Genomic DNA, 16,435 nt, shown 5'->3' on the forward strand with positions numbered 1-16,435 from the left:
GTGTTCGCTCAGCGTCTCGCCGCTCTGGGTCAGGGTCAGGCGCCGCGAGGTGCGATGGAACAGCGAGGTGCCGAGCGATTGCTCGAGCCGCGTGATCGCCTTGGAGACGGTCGCCTTGGATACGCCGAGCGTCTCGGCCGCGCCGCTGAACGAGCGATGCTCGGCGACGGTCGCGAAAATCGCCCAAGCCTCGAAATCGGGTAGCTTCACTTACGTTCCTCCCCGGAAACGGGGAGGAGCCTAGTATCGGAAACGATCGGTGTCAAGCGTTTCCGTTTACGCGACCTCTTTGATACCTATCTTGGCGGCAACGAACGGAGGTTTTCATGACCGACACCAACACCGCTACCCGCATCGAGCCCAAACTCGAGCGGCGCCCCTTCGACAGCCTGGGCCATGCCGACCACGGCTGGCTCAATGCCCGGCCTCATTTCAGTTTCGCCGATTATTACGACCCCAAGCGCATGAGCTGGGGTGCCATCCGGGTGTGGAACGACGATGAGATCGGCCCCAATTCGGGCTTCCCGCCGCACCCGCACCGCGACATGGAGATCATCACCTATGTCCGCAAAGGCGCGATCACGCACCAGGACTCGATGGGCAATGTCGGCCGCACCGCGGCGGGCGACGTCCAGGTGATGAGCGCCGGGACCGGCGTGCGCCATGCCGAATATAATCTCGAGCCCGAGACGACGACTTTGTTCCAGATCTGGATCGAGCCCAAGCGCGCCGGCGGCTCGCCGTCCTGGGGCGCCAAGCCGTTCCCCAAGGACGACCGCTCGGGCCGGTTCGTGACGCTCGCCAGCGGATTCGCTGACGATGACGGCGCGCTGCCGATTCGGGCCGACGCCCGGGTGATGGGCGCGACCGTCAGGGCCGGCGAGAGCATCAGCCATACGGTGGGCGAGGGGCGTCACGCCTATCTCGTCCCGGCGACCGGCGCGGTCGAGATCCTTGGCGAACGCTATGAGGCGCGCGACGGCATCGCCATCTCCGGCGGCCAGACTGTCGAGATCAAGGCGCTCGCCGATTCGGAACTCGTCCTCGTCGACGCCGATTGATCCCCCGAAGCCGGCGCATGTCCTCCCACGGCGCCGGCCGGCCCCCTCCCACGACCCCCGGGGAGGGGGTTTCCCTTTACCCCCTGAAGGAGCCTCCCATGACCAAGGTACTCGTCCTTTATTATTCGTCTTACGGCCATATGGAGCAGATGGCCGACGCAGTCGCCGAGGGCGCGCGCTCGGCCGGTGCCGAGGTCGACATCCGCCGCGTCCCGGAAACCGCACCGGCCGAGGTCGCCAAGGCCGCCGGCTTCAAGGCCGATATCTCGCACCCCGTGATCGAAGGCATCAACGCGCTGGCCGATTACGACGCGATCATCGTCGGCTCGCCGACCCGGTTCGGCCGCATGTCGAGCCAGATGGCCTCGTTTCTCGATCAGGCCGGTGGCCTGTGGGCGCGCGGCGCGCTCAACGGCAAGGTCGGCGCGGCCTTCACCTCGACCGCTACCCAGCATGGCGGCCAGGAAGTGACCTTGTTCTCGATCATCACCAACCTGCTGCATTTCGGGCTGACGATCGTCGGGCTCGATTACGGCTATGCCGGCCAGCAAGGCGTCAAGGAAGTTCACGGCAGCTCGCCTTATGGCGCGACGACGATCGCCGATGGCGACGGCAGCCGCCAGCCGAGCGAGGTCGATCTTGGCGGTGCCCGTTATCAGGGCCGTCGCGTCACCGAAGTCGCGGCCAAACTCGCCGCCTGAACAGCCGTCGCAGGGATCCAGGTCTAGGCTGATCGCGCCGCCTCCTTTATGGTCGTGTCCCGGCCATAGAGGAGGCGGACGATGTTCAGGCTAATCCTTGCCGCGATCGCGATCGCCGCCGGCGCTCCGACGCTCGCGGCGGACGTGCCCGCCACCGGTGCCAATGTTCGCGCCGCGACCTATGGCCAGGGCACCTACCGCCAGACCGGCCCCAGGACCTGGGGCGAGTTCGACGCGGCGGGCAAGCAGACCAACGGTTTTGTCGAGGAAGCGCGCGACGAATGGTCGGTCTTCCTGTTCGATCCCGCGCGCAACGTCCGGGTCCAGATCGACCTCTATCGCAAGAAGATCCGATACGCCGAGAATGGCGGGTCCTATGCCGACCTTTACGATGTGACCGGCGCTACCGCCGGTGCCGTTGCGGCAGTCAAACCGAGCGCCCCGCCATCGCCGGCGTCTTTCCAATCCTCCAGCGGCTTCTGGAACAACAGCCCGGTACGCTATGGCGTCGGCGCTGCCGGGGGCAATGGCGCAGGAACGTTCCGGGGAGTCGAGGGCGGCGCGATCGCCAGCCAGGGCGACGCCGACCGCCGCTGTCCCGAAGCCGCCACCGCGGTCAACGGCCAGTGGACCGGCCAATGGCGGCAAGGGCAAGGTGCCTATCCCGGGCTCTGCCTGGTCCGGTTCGAACATTGATGCTGCTGCCGCTCCTGCTCGCGGCATTGCCCGCCGGCCAGGCGGGCGCGCTGCCCACAGCCGACACCGAGATGCTGCGTATCGATGTGCCCGACGACTTCGATATCGGCTATCGTGCGCGCAACGGCGTGCAGCAGATGATCGAGATGGTCGTTCCGCCCGAAACGGTGGAGGCATGGACGACGCTGATCACCAGCCAGATGTTCTTCGACGCGGCCCGGCGGCCCGGTCTGGACGGATTCTATCAGACGTGGCGCGGCAGCATGCATCGCGCCTGTCCCGGTCTGACCGATACGCTGATCCGCGGGACGGTCGACGGCAAGCCCGCGCTGCGCGGCCGGCTGAGTTGTCCGAACAACCCCCAGACCGGCAAGCCGGAGAATCTCGACGCCGTCCTCATCCAGGGCGACGCCAATCTGATGATGGTGCAGGTAGCGTTCAAACACCCGATCGCGCCGCGCGACACCGCGCTGATCGATCGCATCACCCGGTCGTTGAAGGTGTGCGACCAGCGGACGCTGGCGGCCTGCTCGGCGCGCAAGGCGACGGGGTTCCTTCCCGCCGCTCGCTAGACGCTGGTCGGAAGCGGTTCAGGCCGCGAAATCGGTCGAACAGCTGAGCTCCCGCCACCGCTCCAGCTCGTCCAGTCGCGCGCGGTCGCTCGCCTCGATCGCGGCGACCGCCTCCTTGCCGAGCGGCAGTCGCAGAGGCGGCGCGTCGGCGTTGACGATCTCCAGCACGGCCTGCGCCCCCTTGCGCGGATCGCCCGGCTGGTTGCCGTCATAGGCACGCTGCATCCGTGCCGCGGCGCCGACCACCGCGTCATAGTCGGGCCGGCCGGTTTCGATCGTGGTTGAAGGTCCGGCGAAGTCGGTGCGGAAGCCGCCAGGCTCGACGATCGTCACGCGGACGCCGACCAGCGCCATCTCGCCCGCCAGCACTTCGGAGAATCCCTCGATTCCCCATTTCGCCGCCGAATAGGCCGAGCGTCCCGGCGCGCCGCGGCGCCCGCCTACCGAGGAGAATTGGACGATATGCCCTTGGCGACGCTCGCGCATGTGCGGGATGACCGCCTTGGTCATGATGATCGTGCCGAACAGATTGGTCTCGATCTGGTGGCGGTAGGAGGCGAGCGACGTATCCTCGACCGAGCCGATATCGCCATAGCCGGCGTTGTTGACCAGAATGTCGAGCGCGCCGAACTCGGCGATCGCCAGCGCGACCGCGTCGCGTGCCTGGTCCTCGTCGGTGACGTCGAGCGCGGCGGTGCGTAGCCTGCCCGAGCGGCTGTCGCCCAGCCCGGCGAGCTGGCCGGGATCTCGCGCGGTGGCGAGCAGGTTGTCGCCCGCGTCGAGGATCGCTTCGCACAAGGCCCGGCCGAAGCCTCGGGAACTGCCGGTCACCAGCCAGCTACGGGTCATGGCATCGCCTTTCGGATTTCGGGAGAGGGAGAGGTCAGGCGGACAGCGCCGCTGCCTGAAGGATGGCGTCGGCGAAGTCCTTGGGTGCTTCCTGCGGTAGATTGTGCCCGATGCCGCCCGATACCAGGCGATGCGCGTAGCGACCGGTGAATTTAGCGGCATAAGCGGCGGGGTCGGGATGCGGTGCGCCATTGGCGTCGCCTTCCATCGTGATCGTCGGGACAGCGATCGTCGGTCCCGAGGCTAGCCGGCGCTCGAGATCATCGAGCCGGCTCTCGCCTTGCGCCAGATCGAGCCGCCAGCGGTAGTTGTGGATCGTGATGGCGACATGATCCGGATTGTCGAGCGCCTTGGCCGAGCGGTCGAAAGTGGCATCGCCGAACTCCCATTTGGGCGAGGCGGTGCGCCAGATCAGCTTGGCGAAATCGTGCCGGTTGCGCTCATAACCGAGCCGGCCGCGCTCTGTGGCGAAATAGAATTGGTACCACCAGGCGAGCTCGGCGGCTGGCGACAACGGCGCTTCGTTGGCGTTCTGGCTGCCGATCAGATAGCCGCTGACCGAGACCATCGCCTGGCAGCGCTCCGGCCACAACGCCGCGACGATATTGGCGGTGCGGGCGCCCCAGTCGAACCCGCCGATCAATGCGCGCGGGATCTCGAGCGCATCCATCAGCGCGATCACGTCGACCGCGAGCGCCGCTTGCTGGCCGTTGCGCGGCGTGTCGGCCGACCGGAAGACGGTGCCGCCGTAACCGCGCAGGAACGGAACGATCACGCGATAGCCCGCGCGGGCGAGCAGTGGCGAGACCTCGACGAAGGCGTGGATGTCGTAAGGCCAGCCGTGGAGCAGGATCACCGGCTTGCCGCCCTTCGGTCCGACATCGGCATATTGGATGCTGAGATCGCCGGCGGTGATTTGCTGGAGGCCTTGCCATGCCGTTGCCGGAGTAGAGGCGGCGCCCGCGCGAGCGAGCCGGGGCAGCGCCACCTGGCTGGCAACTCCGGCGAGAGCGGCGAAACCGAGGAGACTGCGGCGATCGGTGAGCAGGGCGGTCATGAGCTTTCCTTCCGCATATTAAAATCGTACACGATTAGATCGTGTACGATCTATATGTGAGTTTTGCGGTTATGTCAATCCTTCCGATTTAATCGCGTACGATATATATTCGGCTCGGCTCGCCGGTTACCGAGAAGGAACGAAAGTGAAGGACGACCTTGTTCCAGCCATGCCGAAACTGGCCGACTTCCTCTGCTTCGCAGTCTATTCGGCCAATCTCGCTTACGGCCGCGCCTACAAGCCGATCCTCGACGCGCTCGGCGTGACCTATACGCAATGGATCGCGATCGTCGCCTTGTGGCAGGAGGACGGACTGACCGTCGGCGCGCTGGGCGAGCGGCTGTTCCTCGAATCGAACACGCTGACCCCGATCCTCAAGAAGCTCGAGGCTCTGGGCTATGTCGAGCGGCGGCGCGACCCGGCCGACGAGCGGCAAGTCATCGTCACCTTGACCCCGGCCGGGCGCGCCTTGCGTGAAACCGGGGCGCAACGGACCCTGGTCAAGGCCTCGGGACTGTCGCCCGACGACTTCCGCCGGCTGCAACGCGACGTTACCCGGTTGCGCGACAATCTGATCGGCAGCATCGACGGCGCTGCCGACAACTCCTGATCCGAAAGGACTCGCCGTGACGGGTTTTCCCGCGGACATCTTCACCGAGCCGACCGATGTCGATCCCGATACGCTGGCCAATCTCGGGCCGTTGCGGCGGCTGGCCGGTGGTTGGGAAGCGCGCAAGGGCGTCGACCTCAATCCCAAGGCTGAAGGCCCGGAACGTCGCGAGTTCATCGAGCGGATCGATTTTCAGCCGATCGATCCGCAGGCAAACGGCCCGCAGCTCTTCTACGGCCTGCGCTATCACATCCACATCACCACGGCGGAAGAGGACATCACGTTTCACGACCAGGTCGGCTATTGGCTGTGGGAGCCGGCCACCGGGCTGGTGATGCAGACCGTCGCGATCCCGCGGGGGCAGGTCGTGCTCGCGGCGGGCCATGCCAAACCCGATGCCGATACCATCGCGGTCGAGGCCGAGCGCGGCCAGACCCAATATGGAATCTGCTCGACCGCCTTCCTCGAATATGCGTTTCGCACCGACCATTATCGTATCGAAATCACGTTCAACCCCGACGGATCGTGGAGCTATGTGACCGACACGATGCTGGCGGTGCATGGCCAACCCGCGCCGTTCGCGCATCGCGACCAGAACACGTTGACGCGGATCAGCGATCCCAAGCCCAATCCCTGGATGCAGATCCTCGCGGCGCGGAAAGCCAAGGCGTAAAGCGGGCTAGTTGGCGGGCGCTTTCGGCCCCTGGTTGGTCGCGTCGACCAGCGAATCCCCGCCCAGCACGCGATAGAGCGTGACCAGGTTGGTCGCGCGCGTCAGCTGCGTGTTGATCAGCGTCTGTTCCGCCGAATAGAGCGAGCGCTGCGCGATCAGGCTGTCGAGATAGGAATCGATGCCGCCGCGATAACGCAGGTCCGAGAGTTTGTAATTGTCCGCCGCGGCATCGCGCTGGTCGCGCGTCGCGGCGAGCTGGTCGGTGATCGTGCCGCGTCGCGCCAGCGCGTCGGCGACTTCGCGGAACGCGGTCTGGATGGTCTTTTCGTAGGTCGCGACCGCGGCGTCGCGCTGCGCCTTGGTGACGTCGACATTGGCCTTGCCGGCGCCGGCACGGAAGATCGGATAGCTCGCCGCGGCGCCCGCCTGCCAATTGAACCCGCCGCCGGTGAACAGCGCGCCCAGCGCGTTGCTAACGAAGCCGACCAGCCCGGTCAGCGTGATCTTGGGGAACAGTGCCGCGCGCGCCGCGCCGATCTCGGCATTGGCCGCGCGCAGCTGGTATTCGGCCTCGACGACATCGGGGCGCCGCAGCAAGATCGACGAATCGAGCCCGGCGGGAAGCTCGGCCAGCGTCGCGCCCGCCTCGTCGATCGAATTGGGCAGATTGGCGGGATCGATCGGCGCGCCGACCAGCAATTGCAGCGCATTGACGTCCTGCGCCAGCGCGGTGGTCTGTTGCGCAACGTCGGCCTTGGCGGTGTCGAGCGTGAGTTGGGCCTGGCGCAAGTCGGTGCGCGGCGCGATCCCGCCGTTCAACCGCTTCTGGGTCAGGTCGACGCTCTTCTGCGCGCTCGCCGCGGTGTCCTGCGCGATCTTGAGCAGGCTCTTGTCCGAAGCATAGTCGAGCCAGGCGTCGGCGATGTCGCCGATCATCGTCAGCCGCGTCGCGCGCGCCGCCGCCTCGGTCGCGAAATAGCGATTGAGCGCTGCATCGCTCTCCGACCGGATGCGCCCGAACAGGTCGAGTTCGAAGGCATTGATCCCGACCGTGGCGTCGAACGTCGATTTGGACCCGGTCGAGCCCTGGCCGCCGCGGAAGGTCGCGCCGCCATTGGCGTCGACCTCGGGCAGCAATTCGGCGCGCTGGATGCGGAACTGGCCGCGCGCGGCGGCGATATTGGCGGCGGCGACCCGGAGGTCGCGATTGTTGGCCAGCGCTTGGCCGATCAGCGCCTGCAGCCGCGGATCGCGGAAGATGTCCTGATAGCGTACCGTCGGCAGCGCCGCTTCGCTGTTGCGCAGATAGGCGTCGCCGACCGGCCAGCTTTGCGGCACGGGGGCCGCGGGACGGACGTAGGGCGGCGCCATCGAGCAGGCGGTCAGGCTCGCCAGCGCGGTCATCGCGGTCAGCTTGCGGATCATGCCGTGGCCTCCGGTGCGGCCGGCGGCGGCGCCGGATGCTCGTGATGCAGATGCTTCAGCGCGTCGCGCGTCGTGCGGCGGACCAGGACGAAGAACAATGGAATGTAGAACACCGCCAGGATGGTCGCGGTCAGCATGCCGCCGATCACCGCCGTGCCGATCGCGACGCGGCTGTTGGCGCCGGCCCCCGTCGCGATCGCCAGCGGCAGCACGCCGAAGATGAAGGCGAAGCTGGTCATCAGGATCGGCCGGAGACGGATGCGCGCGGCTTCGAGCGCGGCCTCGATCACGCGCTTGCCCGATTTCTCGGCCTGCTCGGCGAACTCGATCATCAGGATGGCGTTCTTGGCGGCCAGGCCCATCGTCGTCAGCAGGCCAATCTGCAGATAGACGTCGTTCTGCAAGCCGCGCAGCGTGACCGCGAACACCGACCCGACCAGCCCGAGCGGGATGATCAGCAGCACCGCGATCGGGATCGTCCAGCTCTCGTAGAGCGCGGCGAGGCACAGGAACACGACCAGCAGCGACAGGCCGTAGAGGATCGGCGCCTGGCCCGACGACAGGCGCTCCTGATAGGACGCGCCGCTCCAAGAGATCGACGTGCCCGGGATCTGCGCCGCGAGCTGCTCGATCTTCTTCATCGCGTCGCCCGAGCTCTTGCCGGGCGCCGACTGGCCCGAAATCTCGTAGGACGAGATGCCGTTGAAGCGGCTGAGCGAGGTCGGCGCGGTCGACCAGGAGATCGTCGCGAACGAGGAGAACGGCGCCATCTGGCCCGACGAGCCGCGGACATACCATTTGGCCATGTCCTCGGGCGCCGAGCGATAGGGCGCGTCGCCCTGGACATAGACGCGCTTGACGCGGCCGCGGTCGTTGAAGTCGTTGACGTAGCGTCCGCCCCAGGCGGTCGACAAGGTCGCGTTGACGTCTGACTGGTTCAATCCCAGTACCGCGAGTTTCTGTGCATCGACATCGACTTTCAGCGTCGGCTGATCGGGAAGGTCGCTCGGCCGCACCGCTTGCAGGTCGGGGTCAGCGCGCGCTTCGGCCAGTAACTGGTCGCGCGCCGCCCTGAACTGATCGCGGGTAAGCCCGCCGGTATTCTGCAACTCGACGGTAAAGCCCGAAGACTGACCCAGCCCGCGTACCGCCGCCGGTACGGTCGCGTAGAACTCGACGTCGCGCAGGCCGGCCAGCGCCTTGGTCGCGCGGCGCGTGATCGCGTCGGCGCTGTTCTCGCTGCCCTTGCGATATTTCCAGTCCTTCAACGAAACGAAGCCGCGCCCGGCATTTTGCCCGCCGCCGCCGCCGCCCGACGTTCCCGCTACCGCCAACATCGAATCGACGTTCTTGCCTTCGGTATTGAAGAAATAATCCTCGACCGCCTTTTCGGCGGCTACCGTGCGATTGATCGTAGCGCCCGCCGGCAGGTTGAATTGGACCTGGGCGAAACCCTGATCCTCGGTCGGCAGGAATCCCGTCGGCAGCCTGACGAAGAGGATCGCCAGGATCGCGACCACGCAAGCGTAGATCGCCAGGAACAGCCACTTTCGGTCGACCACGCGGCTGACGGTGCCGGTGTACCAGATCACCATCCGCTCGAAATTGGTGTTGAACCAGTCGCGCGCCTTTGCCGTGTGGCGATAGATCCAATTGTCGTGGCGTTCCTCTTCCTTGCGCTTGAGCAGCGTGGCGGTCAGCGCCGGGGTCAGGATCAATGCGACCACGACGGACAACACCATCGCCGACACGATGGTGAGCGAGAATTGGCGATAGATGACGCCGGTCGACCCGCCGAAGAACGCCATCGGCAGTAATACCGCCGACAGCACCAGCGCGATCGCCACCAACGCGATCTGGATTTCGCCCATCGATTTGACGGTGGCGTCACGCGGGGACATCCCCGGATTTTCCTCCATCACGCGCTCGACATTCTCGACGACGACGATCGCGTCGTCGACCAACAAGCCGATGGCGAGGACGAGGCCGAACAGGGTCAACGTATTGATCGAGAAGCCGGCCACCGCGAACACGCCGAACGTCCCGAGCAGCACGACCGGCACGGCGATCGTCGGGATCAATGTCGCGCGCCAGCTCTGGAGGAACACGAACATGACGATGACGACCAGCACGATCGCCTCGAACAGGGTCTTCACCACGTCGTCGATCGAGAGCTTGATGAAGGTGGTCGAGTCGTTGGGGAAATCATAGGCGAAGCCGGGGGGGAAGTTCTTCGACTGGTTTTCGATCTCCTTCTTGACCAGTTCGGCCGTGGTCAGCGCGTCCGCGCCCGGCGCCAGGCTGACCGCGATGCCGGCGCCCGGATGGCGGTTGACCCGGCTGACGATCGCGTAGCTTTCCGACCCGAGCTCGATGCGCGCGACATCGGACAGATGGACGGTCGAGCCGTCCGGTTGGGTCTTCAGGACGATATTGGCGAATTGCGCCGGGGTCGACAGGCGGGACTGCGCGGTGACGGTGGCGTTGAGCATCTGGGTGTCGGCACTCGGCACGCCGCCGACCTCGCCGGCCGCGACCTCGGCATTCTGCGCGGTGATCGCGGTGACCACGTCCCCTGGCATCAGATTGTAGCTCTGCAGCTTGTCGGGATTGAGCCAGATGCGCATTCCGTATTGCGCGCCGAACACATTGGTGTCGCCGACACCCGGGATGCGGCCGATCGCGTCCTGCAGGTTCGACACCAGATAGTCCGAAACGTCGATGTTCGTCTTCTGGTCGGTGGTATCGTATATCGCGGCGATCAGCAGGAAGTCGGGGTTCGACTTGGTCACCGTCAGGCCCTGTTGCTGGACCTGCTGGGGCAAGCGGCTCAGCGCCTGTTGAACCTTGTTCTGGACCTGGACCTGCGCGATGTCCGGATTGGTCCCCTTCTCGAACGTCGCGCTGATCGTTACCTGGCCGCGCGACGACGAGTTGGAACTGAAGTACAACAGACCGTCGATGCCGGTGAGCTGTTGCTCGATGACCTGGGTGACGCTGTTTTCCAGCGTCGAGGCGGACGCGCCGGGATAGCTGGCGCGGATATTGACCTGGGGCGGCGCCACGTCGGGAAATTGTTCGACCGGCAGCGAGAAGATGCTGCCGATCCCGACCAGCATGATGATGATGGCGATGACCCAGGCGAAAATCGGCCGGTCGATGAAGATGCGCGACATCGGCCTTAACCGCCCTTGCCGGTGCGTTTACCCCCTTGTGGCGCCCCGATCCGTTGCGGCGATCCGGCAGGGACGGGCTTGACCGGCTGGTCGGCCTTCACCTTGCCGATGCCTTCGGTGATGACCTTGTCGCCGACCTGCAGGCCTGAGGTGACCACCCAATTGGTTCCGACCGTGCGCGTCGCGACGACATCTCGCAGGACTGCCTTGTTGCCCGGGCCGACGATATAGACCTGGGCGTTGCCCTTGGGGTCGCGAACGACGGCGGTCTGCGGGATCAGGAAGGCGTTCGGATCGCTCGCCTGGGCGAATTCGGCGCGGACGAACATGCCCGGCAGCAACAATCCCTGCGGAGTGGGGAAGCGCGCGCGCAAGGTCACCGTGCCGGTAGTGGTGTCGACCGTCGCCTCGGAGAATTCGACGCTGCCGACATAGCCATAGTCGCTGCCGTCCTCGAGCTTCAGGTGAACCTCGGCCTTGGTCGGCACCGCGCCGCCGCCCGACAATGCGCGCCGCAGCCGCAGCAAGTCGGCCGAGCTCTGCTGGATGTCGACATACATCGGGTCGAGCGTCGAGATGACCGCGAGCGGGTCGGTCTGGTTGTTGGTGACCAGCGCGCCCTCGGTGAACAGCGAGCGCCCGATCTTGCCGGTGATCGGCGCGGGCACCGTGGTGAAACGCAGGTTGATCTTGGCCGTGTCCAGCGCCGCGCGGTTCTGTGCGACCGCGGCGCTGGCCTGGCGCGAGGCGGCGAGCGCGTCCGTATAATCCTGCGCCGCCACCGCTTGCTCCTTGGCGAGCGGTGCGTAGCGGTCGGCCTTGACCTTGGCGGCCTCGGCGCTGGCTTGGGCGCTCGACAGGTTCGCCGCCGCCTGGTTGGTCGCCGCCCGATAGAGGCTGGGGTCGATCTGATAGAGCGGCTGGCCCTTCTTGACCGTCGAGCCTTCGGTGAAGAAGCGCTTGCGGATGATCCCCGACACTTGCGGCCGGACCTCGGAAATCTGGTAGGCGTTGGTGCGCCCCGCGAGTTCGGTGACGAGCGGGACGGTCGCGGTCTTGATCTCGATATAACCGACTTCGGGCGTACCCTGCTGGCCGCGGCGGCCGCCCTTCGCGGCGTCGTCGCGCGCGCCGCATCCGGCCAGGACGAGCAGGCTCAGCGACGCTGCGGCAAGGGCGGACCGTGCCGCCCGACGATCGGGGAGGAAAGGCATGGGGCGGCTAGTGGGTTCCTGTTCGGTGCGTGTCAAACACCGGATTGTCGCAAAATTTATCAGTCGCGAACCCGTAACGATCTATTTTGTTGCGATCAGCACCCGCATTTGCCGGCCCTTCGCCCCCGACAATTGCAAGGTATAGCTGCCGGGCTCGAGCGCGAAATCGACGATCTTGCGGATGCCCGAACAGGCCGGACCTTCCATATGTGCGGCCGAAGTCAACGACTTGCCATCGCGCACCAGGTCGATCCAGGCGCCGGCTTGCAGCGCCACGCGATAGATTCCCGCGCGCGCGATGGTGACGCGATAGACGCCGCCGAAAGTCCCGGTGGCGGGTGCTCGCTCGGGCGGCAGCGCAAACTTTGCGACATCGACCGCCCGCAACGTCAGAGCGGTCGCCTTGCCCGGCTCGATCGCGTCACCGGAGATTCTCGACGGCGTCGCCCAGGCTTCGAGTCCCGCCGGCGGCGCGACGGGCGCGGTGCAGACCGGCGCAGCCGCGGGCGCCGCCTGGAGCAATAGGGCGACGATCAAGCTGGTCATCATGGGCGAAGCCTCCGAGTCGCGCCGGACGGACGCGAGTGGGCCGCGGACTATATCGCCGCCGAATAGCGCGCAAACAGGTCGCTGATCGACGTGTCGAAATGCGTGTTCATCTCGGTGAGCGCGGCGGTGGCGTCCTTGTTCGCGATCGCCTGGGCCAGACGACGGTGCTGCTCCAGCACGGTGGCGCGCTGCTCGGGCGTGGTACGCGTATGCCAGGCGGTCGGCACCGCAACGCTCATCAACGCCTCGAACGAGCGGATGATGTTGTAGAACAGCACGTTACCGCTCGCCTTGGCGATGGCCTGGTGAAACGCGATGTCGTTGCGGGTCAGCGCGTCGAAATCCCCGCTCGATGCCGCCATTGCCTCGGCATGGCCGAGGATCGCGCGCGCCTCCAGGTCGCTGCGCCGCAGGGCGGCGAGCTCGGCGGTGCGCAGTTCCAGGGTGCGGCGCACGTCCCAGATCTCGGCGACGGTGACCTGCGCTGTGGCGACGGCATGTTCGAGCGACGTCGACAGCACCGATCCGTCGATCGCGGCGACGCGCGCCTTGCGGCCGTTGCCGACATCGATCTGGCGCAGCGCGGCGAGCGTCGAGAACGCCTCGCGCATCACGGCGCGGCTGACACCTAGTTGCTCGGCGAACGCCCCTTCGCCCGGCAAGGTATCGCCGACCTTCAGGTCGTTTTCGCGGATGTGATCGCGCACGCGGCGGACCGCGCGGTCGACCAGCGAACCACCTTCGATAATGGCGCGAACCCCCTCGCTCATGCCGCGAGACGATGCGCGCGATACAAAGTCGGCGCAACCCCGTAGCGGCGCGAGAAGGCGCGAGTGAAACTGGCGTTGTTGAGATAACCGCAGCGATAGCCGATCGAGGACACCGGCAGGTCGGTCGCGCGCAGCATCTCGCCGGCGCCGGCCAGCCTGAGGTCGGCGATGGCGTCGGCCACGGTGGTGTCGAACATCGCGCGAAAACCGCGGGTCAGCTTGGCGCGATTGATTCCGCATGCGCGGGCAATCCCGTCGAGCGTCAGTTTCTCGTGCCAATGTTCATCGATCAATCGCCGCGCGGCGACGATCCGCCGCGCGTCCAGTTCGTTGAGCTCGCCGCAGCCGTCGGTCGGGACCAATGCGTGGTCGCCGATTTTCTCGAACACCGCACAGAGCAGTTCGATGCTCTTGGCCAGTCGCAAGGTTTCGCGGGCGGGGGCCGCCAATCGGCAATCGACGATGGCGATGACGATCGCGCGCAGATCGCTCGACAGATGCCAGCGCGCATCCTCGTCGGGCACCAGGCCGAAAATCCGCCGGCACGCTTCGGCGGTGACGACGAACGCGAGATCGCTCTCGATCATGGCCGCCGCGGTCGGCGCGGCATGGAAGGCGAGCACGGAATCGCCAAGCCGAAAGCTCATCCCGATCGATCCGGCCGGCCAGCCGGCACCCGGCACCGCGCCGTTCCCGACGAACGAGAGCATCTCGGGCGAGACGTCGACACGTTGCTTGAACTGCATTGACGAAACCTCTCCGACATCACCTTTCGGATAGGTTTATAACCTGTCTGAAAGCTTTTGCAAGAGCTTTCAGACAGGTTCCTCGGTTGGCGACAGCGGCGCGCGCCGCATGGCAAGCAGAAAGGCGAGGAAAGAAAGCGCGCTGACGGTTACGCCGACGATGGTCAGCGCCATGGCGAGATACCGCTCGCCGCCGAGCAGCCCGCTGACGACGGTGACCAGCCAGGGCGCGAGCCCGAAGCCGATCAATCCGGCGAGCGCGATGAAGGCGCCGATGCACAGCCCGCGCACCTCGTTGGGAATGAACACGGTGAGCGCGACCGAGACGACGATGCCGGTGACCGACCCGCACAGGATCAGCACGAACAGCGCGCAGCCGAACGACAGGACGCCCGGCATGATCGGAAACAACGCGGCGGGAACGCCCAGAGCGGCGGCGACCATCGCGCCGATCAGCAGGCCGCCGCGAATCCGGCTCTTCTGCCCGATGTCGGCCGATGCGCCGCCGACGATCGCGCCGGCGATCCCGGCCAGAAACACGACGGCTCCGACCCAGCCGCCGAATTGATCGGGCCGAAGCCCGTAATTGCGCGAGAGGATCGGCGATACCCAGACGCCCGCCGCCACGTCGGCCATCACGACGGCGACCTGTCCGGCGAACAGCGGGCCGAGAAATGCACGGCGCGACCAGAGTTCATGGACGATCACGCGGAACGGCGCGTCGGGCCGCGATTCGACTTCGTGCCGCTCTGGCTCGCGCATTGCCAGCAGGGGAAGCAGCAGCAGCGCGCTCAGGACCGCGAGCGCGACATGCGTGCTGCGCCACGGCGAGGTGGTGCCGAGCCATGGCGGTGCGGCGTGCCGGACGTACAGGCCGAACAGCCAGCCCGACAGCGCGAACGCCGCCGCCTGGCCCAGCGCCTTGCCGAGATTTACGATCAGCAGCGCCCGCCCGCGCTGTTCGGGCACGCAGAGATCGGCGCAGAGCGACAGGGCGCAGGTCAAGGCGCCGGTCGATCCGATCCCGGCGAGCATCCGGGCGATGACGAGCACCGGCACGTTATGTGCGAAGGCGGTGAGCAGCGTGCCGAGCGTCCAGACGATTCCCAGCACGACCGTCAGCCGCACGCGGTTGTAGCGATCGACCAGAATGCCGATCGGGATCGAGAAGAGGACCATCGGCACCGCGGCGCCGAGCCCCTGGATCATGCCGAGCGTGCCGTCGCTCAGGCCGAGTTCGGCCTTGGCTCCTTCCTGCACCACGCCGAACGAGCCCAGCACGGTGAAGCCGACCGCACAGACGAGCGCCAGCAGCAGCAACGGCGCGAGCGCGCGGGCGAAGGACGGCGGCGTGGCTGTGGCATGCGGGGCGAGCGATGCCATCAGGCGAGCGCTCGCTCGAGCGCCGCCATTCGCGCCGCCTGGGCGGCGGCGGCGATTTCGGCCGCCGGGAAGATGTCGAAGCCGTGAAAGCCGCCGGGATACACGTGCAACTCCGTCGGCACCCCGGCGCGAAGCAGCCGGCGGGCGTACTCGATGTCCTCCTCGAGGAAGAGGTCGAGCGAGCCGGTCATGATGTAGGTGGGCGGCAAGCGGGAGAGGTCGGTCGCGCGCGACGCCGCGGCATAAGGCGAGACGTCGGCGCCGCCGGGCTCCGCGCCGAGCAGGGCCGCCCAGCCGAACCGGTTGTTATGGGGCGTCCAGATGAACTCGCCGGTATGCGGGTGGGGATCGGTCGCGACGACGGTGCGATCGTCGATCATCGGATAGGTCAGGTGCTGGAAAGCGATGCTATAGTCGCCGCGGTCGCGCACCAGCAACGCCAGCGCCGCGGCGAGCCCGCCGCCCGCGCTTTCGCCCATCACGCCGATCCGCGCGGTGTCGATGCCCAGCGCCGCGGCATTGGCGATCGTCCAGCGCAATCCGGCATAGCAATCCTCGATCGCCGCCGGATAAGGATGTTCGGGCGCCAGTCGATAGTCGACCGAGACGATCACGCAGCCCAGCGTCCTGGCCATCGGCCGGTGCGCGAATTCGAGCGTCTTGGCGGCGCCCATCACATAGCCGCCGCCATGGATATGATAGATGGCGGGGAGGGGCCCTTCCGTGCCTTCCGGCCGGTAGATGTGCAATTGGATGTCGGGTGCGCCGGTCGGGCCCGGAACCATGCGGACGTCGAGCGTGGTGCCTTCGCGGTCGATCTCGAACGGCAGCAACACGTCGCGATTGCGCAACTGGACCAAGACTTCGGCGTCGAGCGTCGCGGTCGGCCACATGTCGAGCATCGGGCGGAGCGCAGGATCGACCAGGTGCATCGTGTCAGACATCGTCATTCT

General features: G+C 66.6%; 17 protein-coding genes. 6 read left to right on the forward strand and 11 right to left on the reverse strand.

Going from position 1 to position 16,435, the window contains the following annotated elements:
- Positions 1-210 (reverse strand): LysR family transcriptional regulator (locus ACTHJR_RS08035; RefSeq protein WP_440522607.1); only part of this gene is annotated, 210 nt, incomplete at its 3' end.
- 116 nt (positions 211-326) lie between these two features.
- Between ACTHJR_RS08035 and ACTHJR_RS08040 the strand changes: the two genes are divergently transcribed.
- From ACTHJR_RS08040 to ACTHJR_RS08055, 4 genes are all read left to right on the forward strand, one after another.
- Positions 327-1,061 carry a pirin family protein gene (locus ACTHJR_RS08040; protein WP_440522608.1) on the forward strand — a complete coding sequence of 245 codons (735 nt, stop codon included), beginning with the start codon at positions 327-329 and terminating at the stop codon, positions 1,059-1,061.
- 98 nt (positions 1,062-1,159) lie between these two features.
- The gene (gene wrbA, locus ACTHJR_RS08045) at positions 1,160-1,762 is read left to right on the forward strand and encodes an NAD(P)H:quinone oxidoreductase (RefSeq protein ID WP_440522609.1); all 603 of its coding nucleotides are present in this window, start codon (positions 1,160-1,162) and stop codon (positions 1,760-1,762) included.
- 81 nt (positions 1,763-1,843) lie between these two features.
- Positions 1,844-2,458 carry a hypothetical protein gene (locus tag ACTHJR_RS08050; protein ID WP_440522610.1) on the forward strand — a complete coding sequence of 205 codons (615 nt, stop codon included), beginning with the start codon at positions 1,844-1,846 and terminating at the stop codon, positions 2,456-2,458.
- Positions 2,458-3,030 carry a hypothetical protein gene (locus ACTHJR_RS08055; protein ID WP_440522611.1) on the forward strand — a complete coding sequence of 191 codons (573 nt, stop codon included), beginning with the start codon at positions 2,458-2,460 and terminating at the stop codon, positions 3,028-3,030. The genes ACTHJR_RS08050 and ACTHJR_RS08055 overlap by 1 nt, the downstream gene beginning before the upstream one ends.
- An 18-nt stretch (positions 3,031-3,048) precedes the next feature.
- Here the strand turns inward: ACTHJR_RS08055 and ACTHJR_RS08060 are convergent, their stop codons facing one another.
- Complete coding sequence (locus ACTHJR_RS08060; protein WP_440522612.1) at positions 3,049-3,879, reverse strand: oxidoreductase; 831 nt, start codon at positions 3,877-3,879, stop codon at positions 3,049-3,051.
- Between the two features lie 34 nt (positions 3,880-3,913).
- Positions 3,914-4,936 (reverse strand): alpha/beta fold hydrolase, encoded by a 1,023-nt coding sequence (locus ACTHJR_RS08065; protein ID WP_440522613.1) that lies wholly within the window; start codon positions 4,934-4,936, stop codon positions 3,914-3,916.
- A gap of 145 nt (positions 4,937-5,081) precedes the next feature.
- Here ACTHJR_RS08065 and ACTHJR_RS08070 point away from each other — a divergent pair, with 145 nt between their 5' ends.
- A complete protein-coding gene (locus ACTHJR_RS08070; RefSeq protein ID WP_440522614.1) occupies positions 5,082-5,546 on the forward strand; it encodes a MarR family winged helix-turn-helix transcriptional regulator in 465 nt (154 codons plus the stop codon).
- 16 nt (positions 5,547-5,562) lie between these two features.
- The gene (locus ACTHJR_RS08075) at positions 5,563-6,219 is read left to right on the forward strand and encodes an FABP family protein (RefSeq protein WP_440522615.1); all 657 of its coding nucleotides are present in this window, start codon (positions 5,563-5,565) and stop codon (positions 6,217-6,219) included.
- 6 nt (positions 6,220-6,225) lie between these two features.
- On the opposite strand, the gene ACTHJR_RS08080 is transcribed toward ACTHJR_RS08075, so the two are convergent.
- The 8 genes from ACTHJR_RS08080 to ACTHJR_RS08115 form a co-directional block, all read right to left on the reverse strand.
- Positions 6,226-7,644 carry an efflux transporter outer membrane subunit gene (locus ACTHJR_RS08080; RefSeq protein WP_440522616.1) on the reverse strand — a complete coding sequence of 473 codons (1,419 nt, stop codon included), beginning with the start codon at positions 7,642-7,644 and terminating at the stop codon, positions 6,226-6,228.
- Complete coding sequence (locus tag ACTHJR_RS08085; RefSeq protein ID WP_440522617.1) at positions 7,641-10,820, reverse strand: efflux RND transporter permease subunit; 3,180 nt, start codon at positions 10,818-10,820, stop codon at positions 7,641-7,643. Before ACTHJR_RS08085 ends, ACTHJR_RS08080 begins: the two co-directional genes overlap by 4 nt.
- Positions 10,821-10,825: 5 nt before the next feature.
- A complete protein-coding gene (locus ACTHJR_RS08090) occupies positions 10,826-12,034 on the reverse strand; it encodes an efflux RND transporter periplasmic adaptor subunit (protein ID WP_440522618.1) in 1,209 nt (402 codons plus the stop codon).
- 81 nt (positions 12,035-12,115) lie between these two features.
- Complete coding sequence (locus tag ACTHJR_RS08095; protein ID WP_440522619.1) at positions 12,116-12,583, reverse strand: hypothetical protein; 468 nt, start codon at positions 12,581-12,583, stop codon at positions 12,116-12,118.
- 47 nt (positions 12,584-12,630) lie between these two features.
- Positions 12,631-13,353: a FadR/GntR family transcriptional regulator gene (locus ACTHJR_RS08100; RefSeq protein ID WP_440522620.1), complete on the reverse strand. Its 723-nt coding sequence runs from the start codon at positions 13,351-13,353 to the stop codon at positions 12,631-12,633.
- Positions 13,350-14,099: a helix-turn-helix domain-containing protein gene (locus tag ACTHJR_RS08105; RefSeq protein ID WP_440522621.1), complete on the reverse strand. Its 750-nt coding sequence runs from the start codon at positions 14,097-14,099 to the stop codon at positions 13,350-13,352. Before ACTHJR_RS08105 ends, ACTHJR_RS08100 begins: the two co-directional genes overlap by 4 nt.
- A 69-nt stretch (positions 14,100-14,168) precedes the next feature.
- Positions 14,169-15,482 (reverse strand): MFS transporter, encoded by a 1,314-nt coding sequence (locus tag ACTHJR_RS08110; RefSeq protein ID WP_440522622.1) that lies wholly within the window; start codon positions 15,480-15,482, stop codon positions 14,169-14,171.
- Positions 15,482-16,426, reverse strand: a complete 945-nt coding sequence (locus ACTHJR_RS08115; RefSeq protein ID WP_440522623.1) for an alpha/beta hydrolase — start codon at positions 16,424-16,426, stop codon at positions 15,482-15,484. The genes ACTHJR_RS08110 and ACTHJR_RS08115 overlap by 1 nt, the downstream gene beginning before the upstream one ends.
- Positions 16,427-16,435 lie beyond the last annotated feature (9 nt).

It is taken from the genome of Sphingomonas sp., assembly GCF_051962185.1.
Taxonomy (GTDB): Bacteria; Pseudomonadota; Alphaproteobacteria; order Sphingomonadales; family Sphingomonadaceae; genus Sphingomonas.